20 protein-coding genes are annotated in these 13618 nt (G+C 70.5%); 14 read left to right on the top strand and 6 right to left on the bottom strand.

Annotation, left to right across the window (positions count from 1 at the left end):
* Window positions 1-15 precede the first annotated feature (15 nt).
* The 11 genes from J2S41_RS28485 (at window position 16) to J2S41_RS28535 (ending at window position 8847) form a co-directional block, all read left to right on the top strand.
* Window positions 16-282, top strand: coding sequence for a hypothetical protein (locus tag J2S41_RS28485; protein ID WP_310372151.1), 267 nt, complete (start codon window positions 16-18; stop codon window positions 280-282).
* On the top strand, window positions 282-860 hold the full coding sequence (locus tag J2S41_RS28490; RefSeq protein ID WP_310372153.1) for a phage tail tube protein: 579 nt from the start codon (window positions 282-284) through the stop codon (window positions 858-860). Before J2S41_RS28485 ends, J2S41_RS28490 begins: the two co-directional genes overlap by 1 nt.
* Window positions 853-1416, top strand: coding sequence for a hypothetical protein (locus J2S41_RS28495; protein ID WP_310372155.1), 564 nt, complete (start codon window positions 853-855; stop codon window positions 1414-1416). The genes J2S41_RS28490 and J2S41_RS28495 overlap by 8 nt, the downstream gene beginning before the upstream one ends.
* A 77-nt stretch (window positions 1417-1493) precedes the next feature.
* A complete protein-coding gene (locus J2S41_RS28500) occupies window positions 1494-1640 on the top strand; it encodes a hypothetical protein (protein WP_310372158.1) in 147 nt (48 codons plus the stop codon).
* Between the two features lie 12 nt (window positions 1641-1652).
* Window positions 1653-4910, top strand: a complete 3258-nt coding sequence (locus tag J2S41_RS28505) for a phage tail protein (RefSeq protein ID WP_310372160.1) — start codon at window positions 1653-1655, stop codon at window positions 4908-4910.
* A complete protein-coding gene (locus tag J2S41_RS28510; protein ID WP_310372161.1) occupies window positions 4907-6163 on the top strand; it encodes a hypothetical protein in 1257 nt (418 codons plus the stop codon). The genes J2S41_RS28505 and J2S41_RS28510 overlap by 4 nt, the downstream gene beginning before the upstream one ends.
* Window positions 6164-6300: 137 nt before the next feature.
* A complete protein-coding gene (locus J2S41_RS28515; RefSeq protein WP_310372163.1) occupies window positions 6301-6834 on the top strand; it encodes a hypothetical protein in 534 nt (177 codons plus the stop codon).
* 18 nt (window positions 6835-6852) lie between these two features.
* Complete coding sequence (locus J2S41_RS28520; protein WP_310372165.1) at window positions 6853-7089, top strand: hypothetical protein; 237 nt, start codon at window positions 6853-6855, stop codon at window positions 7087-7089.
* Window positions 7089-8015: a hypothetical protein gene (locus J2S41_RS28525; protein WP_310372167.1), complete on the top strand. Its 927-nt coding sequence runs from the start codon at window positions 7089-7091 to the stop codon at window positions 8013-8015. The genes J2S41_RS28520 and J2S41_RS28525 overlap by 1 nt, the downstream gene beginning before the upstream one ends.
* A complete protein-coding gene (locus J2S41_RS28530) occupies window positions 8015-8482 on the top strand; it encodes a hypothetical protein (protein WP_310372169.1) in 468 nt (155 codons plus the stop codon). The genes J2S41_RS28525 and J2S41_RS28530 overlap by 1 nt, the downstream gene beginning before the upstream one ends.
* Window positions 8479-8847 carry a hypothetical protein gene (locus tag J2S41_RS28535; RefSeq protein ID WP_310372171.1) on the top strand — a complete coding sequence of 123 codons (369 nt, stop codon included), beginning with the start codon at window positions 8479-8481 and terminating at the stop codon, window positions 8845-8847. Before J2S41_RS28530 ends, J2S41_RS28535 begins: the two co-directional genes overlap by 4 nt.
* On the opposite strand, the gene J2S41_RS28540 is transcribed toward J2S41_RS28535, so the two are convergent.
* Complete coding sequence (locus J2S41_RS28540) at window positions 8837-9085, bottom strand: hypothetical protein (protein ID WP_310372173.1); 249 nt, start codon at window positions 9083-9085, stop codon at window positions 8837-8839. The genes J2S41_RS28535 and J2S41_RS28540 overlap by 11 nt on opposite strands.
* Window positions 9086-9136: 51 nt before the next feature.
* Here J2S41_RS28540 and J2S41_RS28545 point away from each other — a divergent pair, with 51 nt between their 5' ends.
* A complete protein-coding gene (locus J2S41_RS28545) occupies window positions 9137-9481 on the top strand; it encodes a hypothetical protein (RefSeq protein ID WP_310372174.1) in 345 nt (114 codons plus the stop codon).
* A 50-nt stretch (window positions 9482-9531) separates the two neighbouring features.
* Here the strand turns inward: J2S41_RS28545 and J2S41_RS28550 are convergent, their stop codons facing one another.
* From J2S41_RS28550 to J2S41_RS28565, 4 genes are all read right to left on the bottom strand, one after another.
* Complete coding sequence (locus J2S41_RS28550; RefSeq protein ID WP_310372176.1) at window positions 9532-9780, bottom strand: hypothetical protein; 249 nt, start codon at window positions 9778-9780, stop codon at window positions 9532-9534.
* 536 nt (window positions 9781-10316) lie between these two features.
* Window positions 10317-10550, bottom strand: a complete 234-nt coding sequence (locus J2S41_RS28555; RefSeq protein WP_310372178.1) for a DUF397 domain-containing protein — start codon at window positions 10548-10550, stop codon at window positions 10317-10319.
* An 11-nt stretch (window positions 10551-10561) separates the two neighbouring features.
* Complete coding sequence (locus tag J2S41_RS28560) at window positions 10562-10756, bottom strand: hypothetical protein (protein ID WP_310372180.1); 195 nt, start codon at window positions 10754-10756, stop codon at window positions 10562-10564.
* The gene (locus tag J2S41_RS28565) at window positions 10753-10995 is read right to left on the bottom strand and encodes a hypothetical protein (protein ID WP_310372181.1); all 243 of its coding nucleotides are present in this window, start codon (window positions 10993-10995) and stop codon (window positions 10753-10755) included. The genes J2S41_RS28560 and J2S41_RS28565 overlap by 4 nt, the downstream gene beginning before the upstream one ends.
* Before the next feature lie 645 nt (window positions 10996-11640).
* Between J2S41_RS28565 and J2S41_RS28570 the strand changes: the two genes are divergently transcribed.
* Both J2S41_RS28570 and J2S41_RS28575 read left to right on the top strand, forming a co-directional pair.
* Window positions 11641-12420, top strand: a complete 780-nt coding sequence (locus tag J2S41_RS28570) for a GntR family transcriptional regulator (RefSeq protein ID WP_310372183.1) — start codon at window positions 11641-11643, stop codon at window positions 12418-12420.
* Window positions 12417-12971 carry a GNAT family N-acetyltransferase gene (locus J2S41_RS28575; RefSeq protein WP_310372185.1) on the top strand — a complete coding sequence of 185 codons (555 nt, stop codon included), beginning with the start codon at window positions 12417-12419 and terminating at the stop codon, window positions 12969-12971. The genes J2S41_RS28570 and J2S41_RS28575 overlap by 4 nt, the downstream gene beginning before the upstream one ends.
* 61 nt (window positions 12972-13032) lie before the next feature.
* On the opposite strand, the gene J2S41_RS28580 is transcribed toward J2S41_RS28575, so the two are convergent.
* Entirely contained in the window at window positions 13033-13566 is a 534-nt protein-coding gene (locus tag J2S41_RS28580; protein ID WP_310372187.1) for a hypothetical protein, read from the bottom strand.
* Window positions 13567-13618: the final 52 nt, after the last annotated feature.

Consider the following 13618-nt stretch of genomic DNA (forward strand, 5'->3'; position numbering starts at 1 on the left):
ACGAAAGGAACTGGGATGACGCAGCCCACCGGCGCCACGCCGACGGCGCCCGCCCCTGACGCCGCGGCACGCGAGCACCTGGCGGAGCAGGCCAAGGAATACGGCACCTACGTGGCCACGACCGACATCTACGTCGGCATGGCGCTGGCCTACCGGGAAGGAGACCCGGTCCCGGTCAGCAACGTCGAGGCCCACGGCTACGAGAAGAACGGCCTGGTCGCCAAGACCGGCACGAAGGCCGCCGCGGTCGCCGCGGGCACGGCCGAGAAGGGCGGTAAGTGATGCCGACGACCGCAACCCCGAACGTCCTCACCGACCCCGGCTACCTGTTCTGGGCGCCGCTCGGATCGTCTGAGCCGACGAACACCGTCGCCGCGTCGAAGTTCACCGACTCCTGGCCGGTCGCGTGGGTCAGCCTCGGCGCAACCGAGGACGGCTCCGAGTTCAACTACGAGACCTCGGTGGAGCCGGTCACCGCAGCCGAGTTCTTCGACCCGATCAAGTACGCGACCACCGAGCGGTCCGGCAACATCAGCTTCACGCTGGTCGACTGGACGCTCGCCAACCTCAAGCGGGTCCTCAACGGCGGCACGCTGACCGTCGTGTCCGGCACCGGCGCGACCACGCTGTCCAGCTACACGCCGCCCGCGCCCGGCTCCGAGATCCGATCGATGATCGGCTGGGAGTCGCTGGACAACACGGTCCGGGTGATCTGCTACCAGACGCTCAACTCCGGGTCGATCGCCTCGGCCTTCAAGAAGGCGCCGGACAAGGCGGGTTTCGCCTGCCAGTTCAACTTCGAGACGCCCGCGGGCGGCAACCCGTTCAAGATCTACACCGCGGGGGTGGCCCGTGGCTAGCCTCGGCAGCTTCGGGCGCAAGCGCGAGCCGCTCGACCTGGACTTCGACTTCTTCGGCGAGACCATCCGGGTCCACCCGATGTCCTCGGACCTGGTCGAGCTGGACTTCCTGGAGAAGGCGCAGAGCCTCGACCTCGCCGACCTCGACCTGACCGCCGAGCTGACGCCCGAGAACATGGCCCGGATGTCGCAGGCCGCCCGCGTCGCGGCCGACATGGCGATGGGTTCGGTGCGCCAGATCATCCACCCGGACGACTGGGAGCTGTTCAAGGCGACCGCGATCGCCAACGGCCAGAACCTCCAAGACCTCATGGAGGTGCAGCGAGGGCTCGTGGAGGCGATCGCGGGTTTCCCTACTGGGCCGTCGTCCGGCTCTTCCAGTGGTGCCGAGACCACTGGGCCGAAGTCCGCGGCCGACTCATCCTCGCCGGCACCGACGGCGCCGACGCTCTCCCAGCCGGCTATCCAGGCCCTGCGCCAGCTAGGCGACCGGCCGGACCTTCAGGTCGCGGTGCTGCACGCGGACACCGCCCGCGAGGTTCCGGCCTCGGCATAGCCGCGCTCTGCGCGATCGCCTACGTCATCCAGCTCGACGAACTCAAGAGCCAGGTCGGCACGGCAACGCTCGCCGCCGTGCTGGCCCGCGCCAACGGCGGCACCGTCGACATCCCGGACCTCGACCAGGCCATCGCCAGGTTCAACACCGCACTCGCCGCAGTGCCGGAGCAGGTCGCCGACCGCGACCGACACACCCTGCTCACGGCCCTCGGGCTGCGCTAACGGAGGTGACCCGTGGGGAAGACCCTTGCCGACGGATACCTCGAACTGCGGCTCGACGAGGGCAAGTTCGACCCGGAGCTGCGCGCGGCGCTCAAGAAGGTGCCGTTCAAGGCTCACGGGCAAAAGGCCGGCCGCGAACTCGGCGACGGCCTGGTGAAGGGCTTCGGCGACCGGGGCAGCGCGCTCGCCACGGTCGCCGCCACCACGGCCGCGCGCCTGACCCTGATGGGCTCCGCGGCCGCCGCGGCAGCGCCCGGCCTCGCCCAGCTCACCGCGGCGCTGCTGCCCGCCGCCGGCGCCGCGGCGGCGCTGCCGGCCGCGCTGCTCGCGGTCAAGGCCGCCACCGCCACGGTGAAGGTCGCCGTCATGGGCGTCAGCGACGCGATCGAGGCCGGCTTCACCGGATCCGCCGAGGACGCGAAGGAGGCGCTCGACAGCCTTCCGCCGGGCGCCCGCACCTTCGCCGCCAGCATCCTCCAGGTCAAAACCCAGCTCGTCGGGTTGCAGGCGACCATCGCCAACCGGTTCTTCCAGCCACTCAACGACGACATGACCACGGCGACCCGCACGCTGACCCCGCTCGGCCAGCAAGTGGTGCCCGGCCTGGCCGGCGCGCTCGGCGGCCTGGCCGAGGAGGCGCTGCGGGCGTCGGTGAGCGGCCGCGCACTGGCCGGGCTGCGCGCGCTGTTCGACAACACCACCGCCGGCGTCAACGAGCTGCGCGCCGCGATCGGCCCGCTGACGGCGTCGTTCGGCGCACTGCTGTCCTCCACCTCCCCGATCCTCAAGCAGCTCAGCGCGGACGTCGCCGCAGTCGGCATCCGGCTCGCCACCCTCGTGACGTCGGCGGCCGACACCGGCCGGCTCGCAGAATGGCTGCAGGGCGGCCTGGACACGCTGAGCGTGCTCGGCGGCATCGTCCAGAACGTCGGCGGGATCTTCACCACCGTCTACGCCGCGGCCACCGCGGACTCCGGCGGCCTGCTGCAGAACATCCAGGCCCTGACCGGGCAGACCGCGACGTTCCTGCAGTCGGCCGAAGGACAGACCGGCCTGGCCACCCTGTTCAGCACGCTCGGCATCCTGGGCGACGCGCTACGGACCTCTCTGGTCACGGTGCTCCCCGCGGTCGCCGAGTCCGCGGCCACGGCCGCACCGGCAGTCGCCGGGCTGGCACCGTCGTTCACCAACCTGGTCATCGCGGCCACGCCCCTACTGACCCTCTTCACCGAGCTGGCCGTCTCCGCCCTCACCTCCGTCACCCCCGCGATCCAGAGCCTGACGCAGTGGATGCGGGACAACGAGACCGCGGTGAAGGCGACCGCGATCGCCGTGGGCACCGCGGTTCTCGCGATCAAAGGCTACGAGCTGTGGACCAAGGCCGCCACGATCGCGACCACGGCATGGACCGTCGCCCAGAACATCGCCGCCGCGGCGTCACGGATCTGGACCGGCGTCCAGTGGGCGCTCAACGTCGCCATGGCCGCCAACCCCCTCGGCCTCGTGGTGGCCGCAGTCGTCGCGCTGGTCGCCGCGATCGTCATCGCGTACAAGAACTCCGAGACGTTCCGGAACATCGTCCAGAAGGCCTGGGAAGGCATTCAAGCCGCGGTCTCGTGGGCCTGGAACAACGTGATCCAGCCCGCCGTGCAAGCCATGGTCTCGTTCTTCCAGACCCACGTCATGCCCGTCGTGATGTCCCTCTGGAACAACGTCTTCAAGCCCGCCTTCGAGGGCATCGCCTGGGCCGTCCAGGCAGCCTGGGTGCTGATCCAGATCTACCTCGGCGCCATGCGCATGTACCTCACCAACGTGATCATCCCGGTGATCAAGTTCCTGTGGGAGAACGTCTTCAAGCCGTACTTCGGCTTCATCGCCGCCTACGTCCGGTTCGTCTGGGAGAACGTGATCAGGCCGACCTGGAACGCGATGAAGAGCGCCTGGTCCGCCCTCGGCGACGGCATCAGGTGGGTCTGGGAGCGCGGCATCCGGCCGGCCTTCGAGGCGCTCGGCGGCTTCATCCAGGACAAGGTGAAGCCCGCCTTTGACAAGGGCGTCGAGGGAATCCGGGGCGCCTGGGACAAGGTGAAGGAGGCCGCGAAGGTCCCGGTGCGGTTCGTGGTCAACAGCGTGATCAACCCGCTGGTCAGCGGCATCAACAGCGTCGCGCAGTTCGTCGGCGTGAAGGACCGGATCCCGCTGATCCAGGGCTTCGCCGACGGCGGCCAGATCCCCGGCGCGCCGAGCCGGCGTGACAACCGGCTCGCGGTCGGCCCGAACGGGCTGATCAAGGTCGCGTCCGGCGAGTTCATCACCAACACCGCGAGCACACTGGCCAACCTGCCGATCCTGCGCGCGATCAACGCCAAGCGCGGCCGGGTCACCCGCCGCGACCTCACGCCGTACCTCGACGGACGCGAGGACGGCGGCCCGATCGGCTCAGGCGTCGGCGACTTCTTCAAGAGGATCGTCGATGGCGCGCAGGGGATCGGCGAGTTCATCAGCAACCCGCGGGCCGCACTGCAGTCGCTCGCCGCCGGCCTGTTCGCCAAGATCCCGGCGGCCGGCCGGGTCGGCGCGCTGGTGCGCGGTATGGGCGACCGAATGGTGAGCTGGGTCGGCCAGTGGCTGACCGACAAGGTCAACGGTGGTGACACCGGCGGCATCGGCAACCGGCCGATCCTCGGCGGCTGGCAGGGCATGCAGCGGCTCATCGCGGGCCGCTTCCCCAACCTCGGCCTGATCTCCGGATTCCGGCCGGGCTCGCGCACCCTGTACGGCGACCTGGACATGCACTCCCAGGGCCGGGCCGTCGACTACCCGCCGAACCGCGCACTGGCACAGTGGATCAAGGCGAACTACGGCGCCCGCACCCGCGAGCTGATCACCCCGTGGAACGACCTCAACCTGTGGAACGGCAAGCCGTACCACTACACCGGCGACATCTTCGCCCAGCACGCCGGCACCGGCCGGTTCGCTGGCAACGCCCACGTGCACTGGGCCGCGGCGCTCGGCGGACTCATCGGCCGCAAGTCCGGCCTGCCGTTCGGCTCGTACGACGCTGGCGGCTACCTGCCGACCGGGCTGTCCATCGCCCACAACGGCACCGGACGGCCCGAGCCGGTGGGCCATGACCTGGCCGGCGCCAGGACATACAACATCACCGTCAACGTGGCGCCCGGCGCGCACCCGGCCGAGGTCGGCCGCCAGATCGTGGAGTCGATCAAGGCGTACGAGTCGGCGTCCGGATCGAGGTGGAGGAAGCCGTGAGGGTGCTCGTCGACGTCGGGCTCCAGCACGGCGCCGAGATCGACCCGACCTACCTGCTGATCGGCCACCCGGTCTACGGCCGCATCGGCGTCGGCCGGATCGGCACGGTCGACGTGCTCGCGGACTACTCCGGCCGCGTCATGTCGCTATCGGTCGAGCGGACCTCGACACGGCGGATCGGGCCGATCGTGGAGTACAACGCGGGCACGTGCACGCTCACGCTCCTCAACGACGATGGGGCGCTGGATCCGTACGCGATCGAGCAGGCCGGCCTGACCGCGCCGGGCGTCGTGCTGCGGGTCCGGCTGGAGCACGACGGCGTCACCTACCCGGTCTGGCGCGGCTTCGTCGACAGCTGGATCCCGTCTCACGATGCGCCCGACCACGCCACCGTCACGGTCACCGGCACCGACGGCCTCGGCCGGCTCGCAGGAGTCCCGCGCTTGGCCGCCGCGGCGCCGGTCGGCGAGGGAGAGCTCAGCGGCGCGCGCATCCACCGGATCCTCGACACCGCGGGCTGGCCGGCCGAGGCACGCAAGATCGCGGCGGGGGATACCGCGCTGCAGGCCACCGAGCTGTCGGGTAACCCGCTCGACGAGGCCCAGGACGTGGCCACCGCCGAGATCGGCGAGCTGTACGTCGATGCCCAGGGCGACATCGTCTTCCGCAACCGCCACGCGATCATGACCGACCCGCGCTCGGCGACCAGCTGGGCGACGTTCGGGTCCGACAGCACGGCCGGCGAGATCCCCTACGTCGGCCGGCCCGGCGTCAGCTACGACCGCATGCAGATGGTCAACCGTGTCACCGTCACCCGCGACGGCGAGGACACCGCACTGCCGGCCGTCGAGGACGCCGCCTCGATCAGCCGCCACGGCCTGCACGCCATCGGGGAGACCCTGCCGGTCACGACCGACGAGGCTGCGCTTGGCTGGGCGCGCTGGATCCTCTGGCAGGAATCCGAGCCCGAGTTCCGCTTCACCTCGATCGCACTGGACGCCCGGCTCGATGTCGACCTCGTGCTGCCGCACGCGGCGGGCCGCGAGATCGGCGACCGGATCACCGTCGTTCGCCGCCCGCCCGGCGGCATCGTCGACAGCCGCGAGTGCTTCATCCGCAGCATCTCCCACACCTGGTCTTCGCCGGATCGCTGGCAGACCACCTGGGGCCTCCAAGGCGCCGACCGCTACCGGTTCTTCGTCATCGGCCACCCGAGCCAAGGCGTCATCGGCGCCAACGTCATCGCGTACTGAGCAGGGGACTCATCGTGCCGTTCAAAACCTTCAGCAACGGGTCGGTACTGGATGAGACCGACCTCAACACATACCTGATGCAGCAGTCGATCATCCGCTGCACCTCGGGCACACGGCCAGCGTTACCGGTCGTCGGCATGACCATCTACGAGACCGACACCGACCTCTACCGCCGGTGGGACGGTGCCGCCACCTGGGACTTCGTCGCGGTCGGCCGGCCGACCCTCGCCGCCGGCCAGATCACCGCGAACTCGCCGACGTCCAACAGCACCACCCCCGTCGGCGTGTACCGCTTCGATGACATCCCGGTCCGTGCCGGCCGTCTCATCCACATCGTGATGACCGGCGTCAGGTTCGGCGCCTCGGGCGACAACAACGACGCGCAACTGCGCTGGCATTACACCGAGGACGGATCGACGCCGACGGGCGCGTCCCCCGTCGCCGACGGGCTGACCCACCGCATCGTCTCCTCGGCCGCGATCGCGAGCCCGAAGATCTCCTGGACCGCGCGCTACCGGGCGCCGGCCACCGCCGTCACCCTCTCGCTGCTGCTGTCGGTCGCGCGCGCCGGCGGCTCGAACACCGTCCTGATCTCCCCCGACACGCTGCCCGTCGAGATCCTCATCGAGGACAAGGGCCCGGCACCGTCGTTCACCGGCACCACCCTCTGACCAGGAGGAGCCACCACCATGCCCTATCCCGACACCGGCTACCAGGCCACCTCTGCCAGGTACACCGTGCAGATCAGCGATCTACCGGGCGGCAACTCCGCCGGCGCGGTCATCACCTCCACCTCCGGCAGCGACACGGCCTGGGAGGACCAGATCGAGATCGCGGTCGGTGCTTTCCGCGCCGCCCTACTGGGTCTCGGTGCCCAGGTCACGATCTACCGCGCCCTGGAGGGCATCAAGGAGGACGTGATCTGATGGCGCGCAATCCTGATCCGGCGCGGATCACCGACGAGATCTGGGCGCTGTGGGAGCGATTCGACCGCCTGGAGCCCAGCGTGCTCCTCGGCGGCATCTACGCGGCCAAGCCCGGCTACCACAACTACCGGGACGCCCTCTGGACCGGCGACTACTCCCGCGCCGAGGTCGCCGCCGACCGGCAGGGCCCAGGCGACAAGGCCGCGGCCATCGACCTCACGATGTCCGACGCCGCGATGCGGACGTACACGACCCGGCTCGACGTAGCCGCCCGCGCCCGGGACCCGCGGCTCTATATCGCCGGCATGCCGATCATCCGCGAGTTCATCGGCACCAAGGACAACCAGACCGTCTACTGCTACGTCCTCACCGGCGGCCGGCCACTCGGCGTCGGCGCCGACGCCGGCCCCGACCCGGGCCGCGACAACACGCACCTGTGGCACCTGCACATCTCGTTCATCCGCCGCTTCGTCGCCAACCAGGACGCGATGGACCGGCTCTACTCCGTGCTCGCCGGCGAATCCCTCGCCACCTGGCGGGCCACCGACCCGAAGGAGATCGACATGGCCGATGTCGAGAACATCTGGCGCCTGCTGTTCAACGGCGGCTACCCGCCGGGGGTCGCACCGACCCACAGCGGCGGCACCGACCGCGCCGAGCTCTACCGTCGGCTCCAGGCCATCCAGCGCGACCTGTCGCTGCTGCTCGCCACCCGCGACGACCTCGACGAGGAGCAGATCATCACCGGCGTGGTCGCCGGCCTGACCCCGGAACGCCTCGCCGCCGCGATCACCACTGCGGGCCTCACCCCTGCTGGGCTCGCCGCCGCGATCCCGGACGACCTCGCCGGAGACGTCGTCGACGAACTCGTCGCGCGAATCTCCGCCCGCGCCATCGAGCCGGCCGACGCCGCGGCGGAGGCGTGATGGGCGGCCGGCCGCTGACCGTGGCGACCGGCCGCGCTCCGTTCGAGGTCTGCACACTGCTCGCCGCGCTCGCCGTCGGCACCGCGCTGCACCTGGGCGCGGTCGTACCCCGGTCCGTGTCGACCGCGATGCCGCCCACCATCCAGGCGGTCTGGGCGACCGGGCTGATCGTCGCCGGCCTCGTCGGGCTCGCCGGCGTGGCGGTGCCGCGCCGGCGGCTGCTCGTCGGGCTCGGACTGGAGCTGGCCGGGATCGGGGTGCTCGGCACCACCGCGACGATGTACGCGATCTCGCTCTACGCCGTCTCGGCCGCGCAGGCGCTCGTCGCCGGCGGGTTCGTCACCGCGCTGGCCGTGGCGTCCTGGTGGCGGTGGGGGCAGATCGTCTACGACCTGCGCCGTCTCGGCCGCGCCGCGCAGGCCGGCACCACCGTGGAGGTGCCGCTGCTGGTGGACGGTGACCGATGAGCGGCGGCATCATCGGCCAGATCCTGACAGCGATCGCCGCGCTCGGCGGCCTGCTCGGCGCGGCCGGCGGCATCGCGGTGCTGGCCCAGCGGCGCAAGCTGCGCGCGGACGCGGCCGACGTCATCACCGACACCGCGCTCACGCTCGTCCAGCCCCTACGCGAGCGCGTCGCCGAGCTGGAGGAACGCGCCCGCGCGGCCACCCGCCAGGTCGACGAGCTGTCCGCGTCGGTGGCCACCCTCACCGGCACGCTACGCGGCTGGCGGCTGGCGATCCTCAGCCCGCACGTCAGCCGAGAGGAACTGCGCGCGATGGTCACCCTGCCCGTCGAGGCGCCGAACGGGCACGTGGACGTCAGCGGCTGATCGGCCGCCATCGTGACCGCGGCCCCGGCGCCCACCCGATCAGGTAATCCACCCCTCGGCGCGCACGCTCCTCGGGCAGCCCGCGCCACTGCACCCGCGCCTCGCGCGGCTGGCCCCAACGCGTTACACCGACCACGGCCCAGGTGCCGTCCGGGTCACGCTCCAACAGCACGTCCCGGCGAGCCATGCCCCATTGGCCGTTGAACCAGTGCTCCACCCGCTCCGCGTCCCCGTGCACCAGCGCAGAGTACGCCCCTTAGCACACACGTACGACAATCTTGGAGTGATCATGAAGATCTTCGGCCGCGAGCCCGCGCTGGTCATCGGCGCGATCGGCTCGCTCCTTACCGTCCTCGCCGCCCTCGGCACGCCCGGCATCGACGCCGGCGCGGCCGCGGCCATCACCTCGCTGGCTGCGGCGGTCATCATGGCGATCACCACCCGCCCGGTCGCCCCAGCGCTGTTCACCGGCGCGGTGGCCGCCGGCGCCGCACTGCTCGCGGAGTATGGCTTCGCCGTCTCGGAGGGCACGGTGGGCGCAATCTCCGGCGCGGTGATCGCCGCGTTTGCCCTCTTCGGCGTACGGCCTCAGGTCGAGCCGGCGGGCGAGGGAGTTTCCGTCAGCGCCAACTGAGAACTCGAGAGTCAAACGGCCCGCCCCCGGGGGCGGGCCGTTTTCTGCGTCTATCGCCGGAACAGAAAGTAACCCTCCGGTCGCCCCTTCGGGTCCTGAGCAAAGCTCATCTCACCGAGCCGCCAGCCGAGGTCCTCGACCGCTTCGATCTGCTCAGCGAAGCCCGGAAGGCTTCCGGAAAGCTGGTGGTGCGTCATCGGCGTGTTGATCCTCAGGACGAACACGCGCCGCCCCTCCTCGATAGCCCTCGCCGCCTCCTTCGCGACGTTTTCCGCCTTCGCATCCTTGATCCATCCCATGCGCGGACGGTAGCAGCGTGCTTACGGAGTCCACATCGGCCAAACGTCCGGGCACCGCGGGCGGCAGCGGCGACTCGCAACCATCCGCGCCCAGCCAGCCCAGCGCGCTCACCGCCGCTCCTACCCGGCTGTCCGGCCCGCAGCACGACCCAACATAGTCGATTATGTGGTCGATGGGAAGCGCGCAGGCGGCCCCGGGACCCGAACGAATCCCAGGGCCGCCCTGTCCGTCGCGGGTGCCACGAGTCGACGCGATGGTCGGTCGCCGGGGCGGCCCTGTGCCGCCTCGGGCCCGGACGGACGCCTCCGCCGCGGCCCGCACCCCAACCGGGGTGCGGGCCGCTCTTTCCGTGTCGCGGCCCCGGCCACCATCAACCCGGGACCGCTTCTCAACCCGCCTTGCCGCGCCTGGGATGCGGATTGGCCCAAGGCGGGAGAGTTTCGCGCGGCCCGGGCCCTGGTCAGCGAGGGCCCGGGCCGCTCCCTCGGGGCCGGCTGGCGGGGCCGGCGCCGAGGGTGAGGGGTGCGGTCTGGAGCTATCGGCGGAAGATGTAGTAGCGGTCGAATTCGCCGCTCTTCGCGCCCTCGACGAAGGCCTCCATCTCGCCCACGGTCAGCACCAAGGCCGGTCCGGTCGGCTCGCGGCTGTTGCGCAGCGCGATGGTGTCGCCGAGATCGGCGACCTCCAGGCACTGCCCGTGGGAGGCGCTGCGGCTGCTCTTGTGCCACTCCACGGCGATCGTGCTGGCGTCGGGGATGTGCGTGATCATGTCGGCTCCTCTCATCCGGCCGCCACCATGGCGACCTGGTTCCGATCCGCGGCAAGGACGACTCGCGCCCATGCCAGCAGCCCGCATCCGCTGTCCTCGCACCGCGCGCACCGGCCGGTAGCGCGCGCGTCGTTGGGCGGCTCCTCGTGCTGGCGTACGGTCTGTTCCGCCGCCCACAGCACGGCGGCGGGTGACACGCCCGTCATCGCGACTCCCCGAGACGGCTGTTCACACGCCCGGCCAGTTTCTGCCACTCGCTGAGCTTGATCCAGGCCGTCGCGTGCACGCCCGGCCTGCTGATCGCCGACACCGCCACCAGCACCTCGCCATTCGGCAGGCGCAGCAGCCGGACACCGACCTGCCCAGCGTCGGCCGGCTCGCCGAAAGGATCGACCGGGCGGCGGCCCTCCAGCATCTGCCGGCCGATCCACTCCCCGACCGGCACCCGAGGACCCGCGTCCCGACCTCGGCGCGCGGTCATCGCCCCGAGGCCGCGAGCACGACGCCCAGCACGGTGGCGCCGAAGACGAGTAGGGCCCAGACAGCCGCGTATCCGCGCCGACGGTATCGGTCAGCGCTACCAGCAGACGAGCTTTCGACTGGCACCGTGTCGCCGTCGCCGAGACGGCCGACGCCCCAGTACATCCGATTGGTTGACATCCCGCGCACCTCCGTATCGAGGGCGCGGCGGGCAATCCTTTCCGGGGGACAGTCCGGCGAGGAAGGAGCCCGCCGCGCCGGCCTATTCGACGGTCCCGCTACGCAGATAGGCGAGGACCCGGTCAGCCGTCTCCTGCGCCTGCTCTACGAGCGTCCGGAGCGGGGAGTACGCGACACGGGTCGTCCGCTGCCGGGCGCTGTCCGCCTGGTCAAGCCCGGCCAGGAAAGTCTGCGCCCCGGCTAGCGCTTGGCAGACGCGCTCCATCTCTTGCGCCATCTCCTCCGGCGTCTCGCGACCAAACATCAGACCCCCAGGTGATCGAGGCGGCGCTTTCAGTAACGTTGGATTGGTACCAACCATTACAGTGGCCTGGACCACAGTCAAGCACCCGGCCTAAATTGGGTGGTACCAAAAGGAGGAGAGCTGCTCGTGCCACCGAAATATCGCCAGATCGCGGCCGAACTGCGCGACCGGATCATCAGTGGCCACTTCGCCACAGGCGACCGCCTGCCGACCGAGCAGCGCCTCATGGACGACTACGGCGTCTCGCGGAACACGGTCAGACTGGCCACCGCGCTGCTGGTCAACGAAGGCCTGATCGAGCGCGTGCCCGGTCGGTTGGGCGGCATGCTGGTCCGCGCGCAACTGATGCTGACCTACCACGCGTCGCGCGCCGAGATGCCGCACGGCCTGTGGCCAGAGAGCGATGCGTGGTTCGGCGAGGTCCAGGCGCAGGGCTACCAGCCGAGCCAGCGCTTTGAGATGCGCATCGCCGAGTTGCCGGCCGAACTCGCGGAGCGCCTCGGCGTCGAGGCGGACTCTCCCGCCGGGCTGCGACGCTGCATCCGCATGGTCAACGGGCAGCCGAGCTCGCTCCAAGACACCTGGTACCCGATGGACCTGTGCGAGCAGGTGCCCGAACTTCTCTCGCCGCGGGACATCCCGCAGGGTACGACCCGGCTCCTCGCCGAGCGCGGATTTCCACAACCGGCGGTTGAGGACGACCTGGTTGCGATGATGCCTGCACCAGAGCACGTGCAGCTACTCAACCTCGCGGCCGGCACGCCGGTGCTGGCGTTCACCCGAACCGGCTTCGCGCCCAGCCGCCCAGTGCGGGTTTCCGTGACCATCTTCGCCGGCCACCTCAACCGCGTGGTCTACACGCTCGGCGATGCCGACGTGATCGCCCGGCATCGGGACGGCCAATGATCATTGCTCGTGCCGGGCTCTCCGACATCGACACGATCATGTCGTGGCGCCGGGAGCGCACCGCGTGGCTCGCCGCACGGGGCGAGGACCAATGGTCGGTGCCGCTACCCCGCCGGGCGGTGGCCGCCACCGTGTCCGCGGGTCAAACCTGGATGGTGTGGGACGGCCACACGCCCGCAGCCACCATCACGCTCGCGGCGGCCACCGACGCCGAAGGCCTCTGGAAGCCGGCGCACGACGCGCCCGACCCGCTGTGGTACCCGGAAGACGACCCGGCCGACGCGCTGTACGCCGCGAAGATGATGGTGCCGCGCGACCGGTCTGGTTCAGGCCTTGGCCAAGAACTGCTTGACTGGGCCGGAGGTCGGGCGTTTGCGGCCGGCCTCACCTGGCTCCGCCTCGACGCTTGGACCTCCAACACCCGCCTGCACGACTACTACCGGCGCCAGGGTTTCCAGCATGTCCGAACCGTGGAGTCACGGCTCAGCGGTGCCTGCTTCCAGCGCGCAGCTCAGCCGTACGACGGCCTTCTCAAGACGGAAGGCGGCTAACCACAGGACGTCGAAGGGCCGTACCCCGTGGCAGGGTACAGCCCTTCGACGTGTTAGGCAGTTAGAAGACGGCGAGGGTCGCGGCGCCGTTGCGTGTCAGGGATACGAGCAGGTGAGAGCTGTGCCGAACGGTCAGGGCGTCCGGGGTTGCTGGGATCATCGAATCGATGTGGACCATCTGGATCAGGCCGTGGGTCAGCAGCATCGCGTATGGTTCCATCTCGCGCCGGCCGAGTCCGATTGCGGCCTGGGCCCGGCGCAGTGGCCGCCAGCGAGTCTCGGTGGCGCCGGCGGCGGTGATGGACCGGAGGGCCTGGTTGTATGGGTTCTCGGCCAGCCAGCGATCGCCTTTGGCGGTCGGCTGTGCCGTCCAGTGTTCGAGGTCGTAGCCGCGCGCGCTCTGGATCTGGGCGATGGCCAGCTCGACCGGGATCGCCTTGCCGTCGGCGTGGCATTCCACCATCTCGGAGTTCACGAGCGCGCCGAGCGTCTGGCGGCACATCGCGCCGACGCCGAGGGGCTGGTGCCGGGCGATGCAGTTGAGGATGGACCACTCGGCCGTGCGCTTCGGCCAGCGGGTCAGATGCAGGACCATGATCTACTCTCCGTAGCTTTCCCACGGTTCGCACGGTCCGGACGGATCGCAC

It is taken from the genome of Catenuloplanes atrovinosus (genome assembly GCF_031458235.1).
GTDB classification, from domain to species: Bacteria; Actinomycetota; Actinomycetes; order Mycobacteriales; family Micromonosporaceae; genus Catenuloplanes; species Catenuloplanes atrovinosus.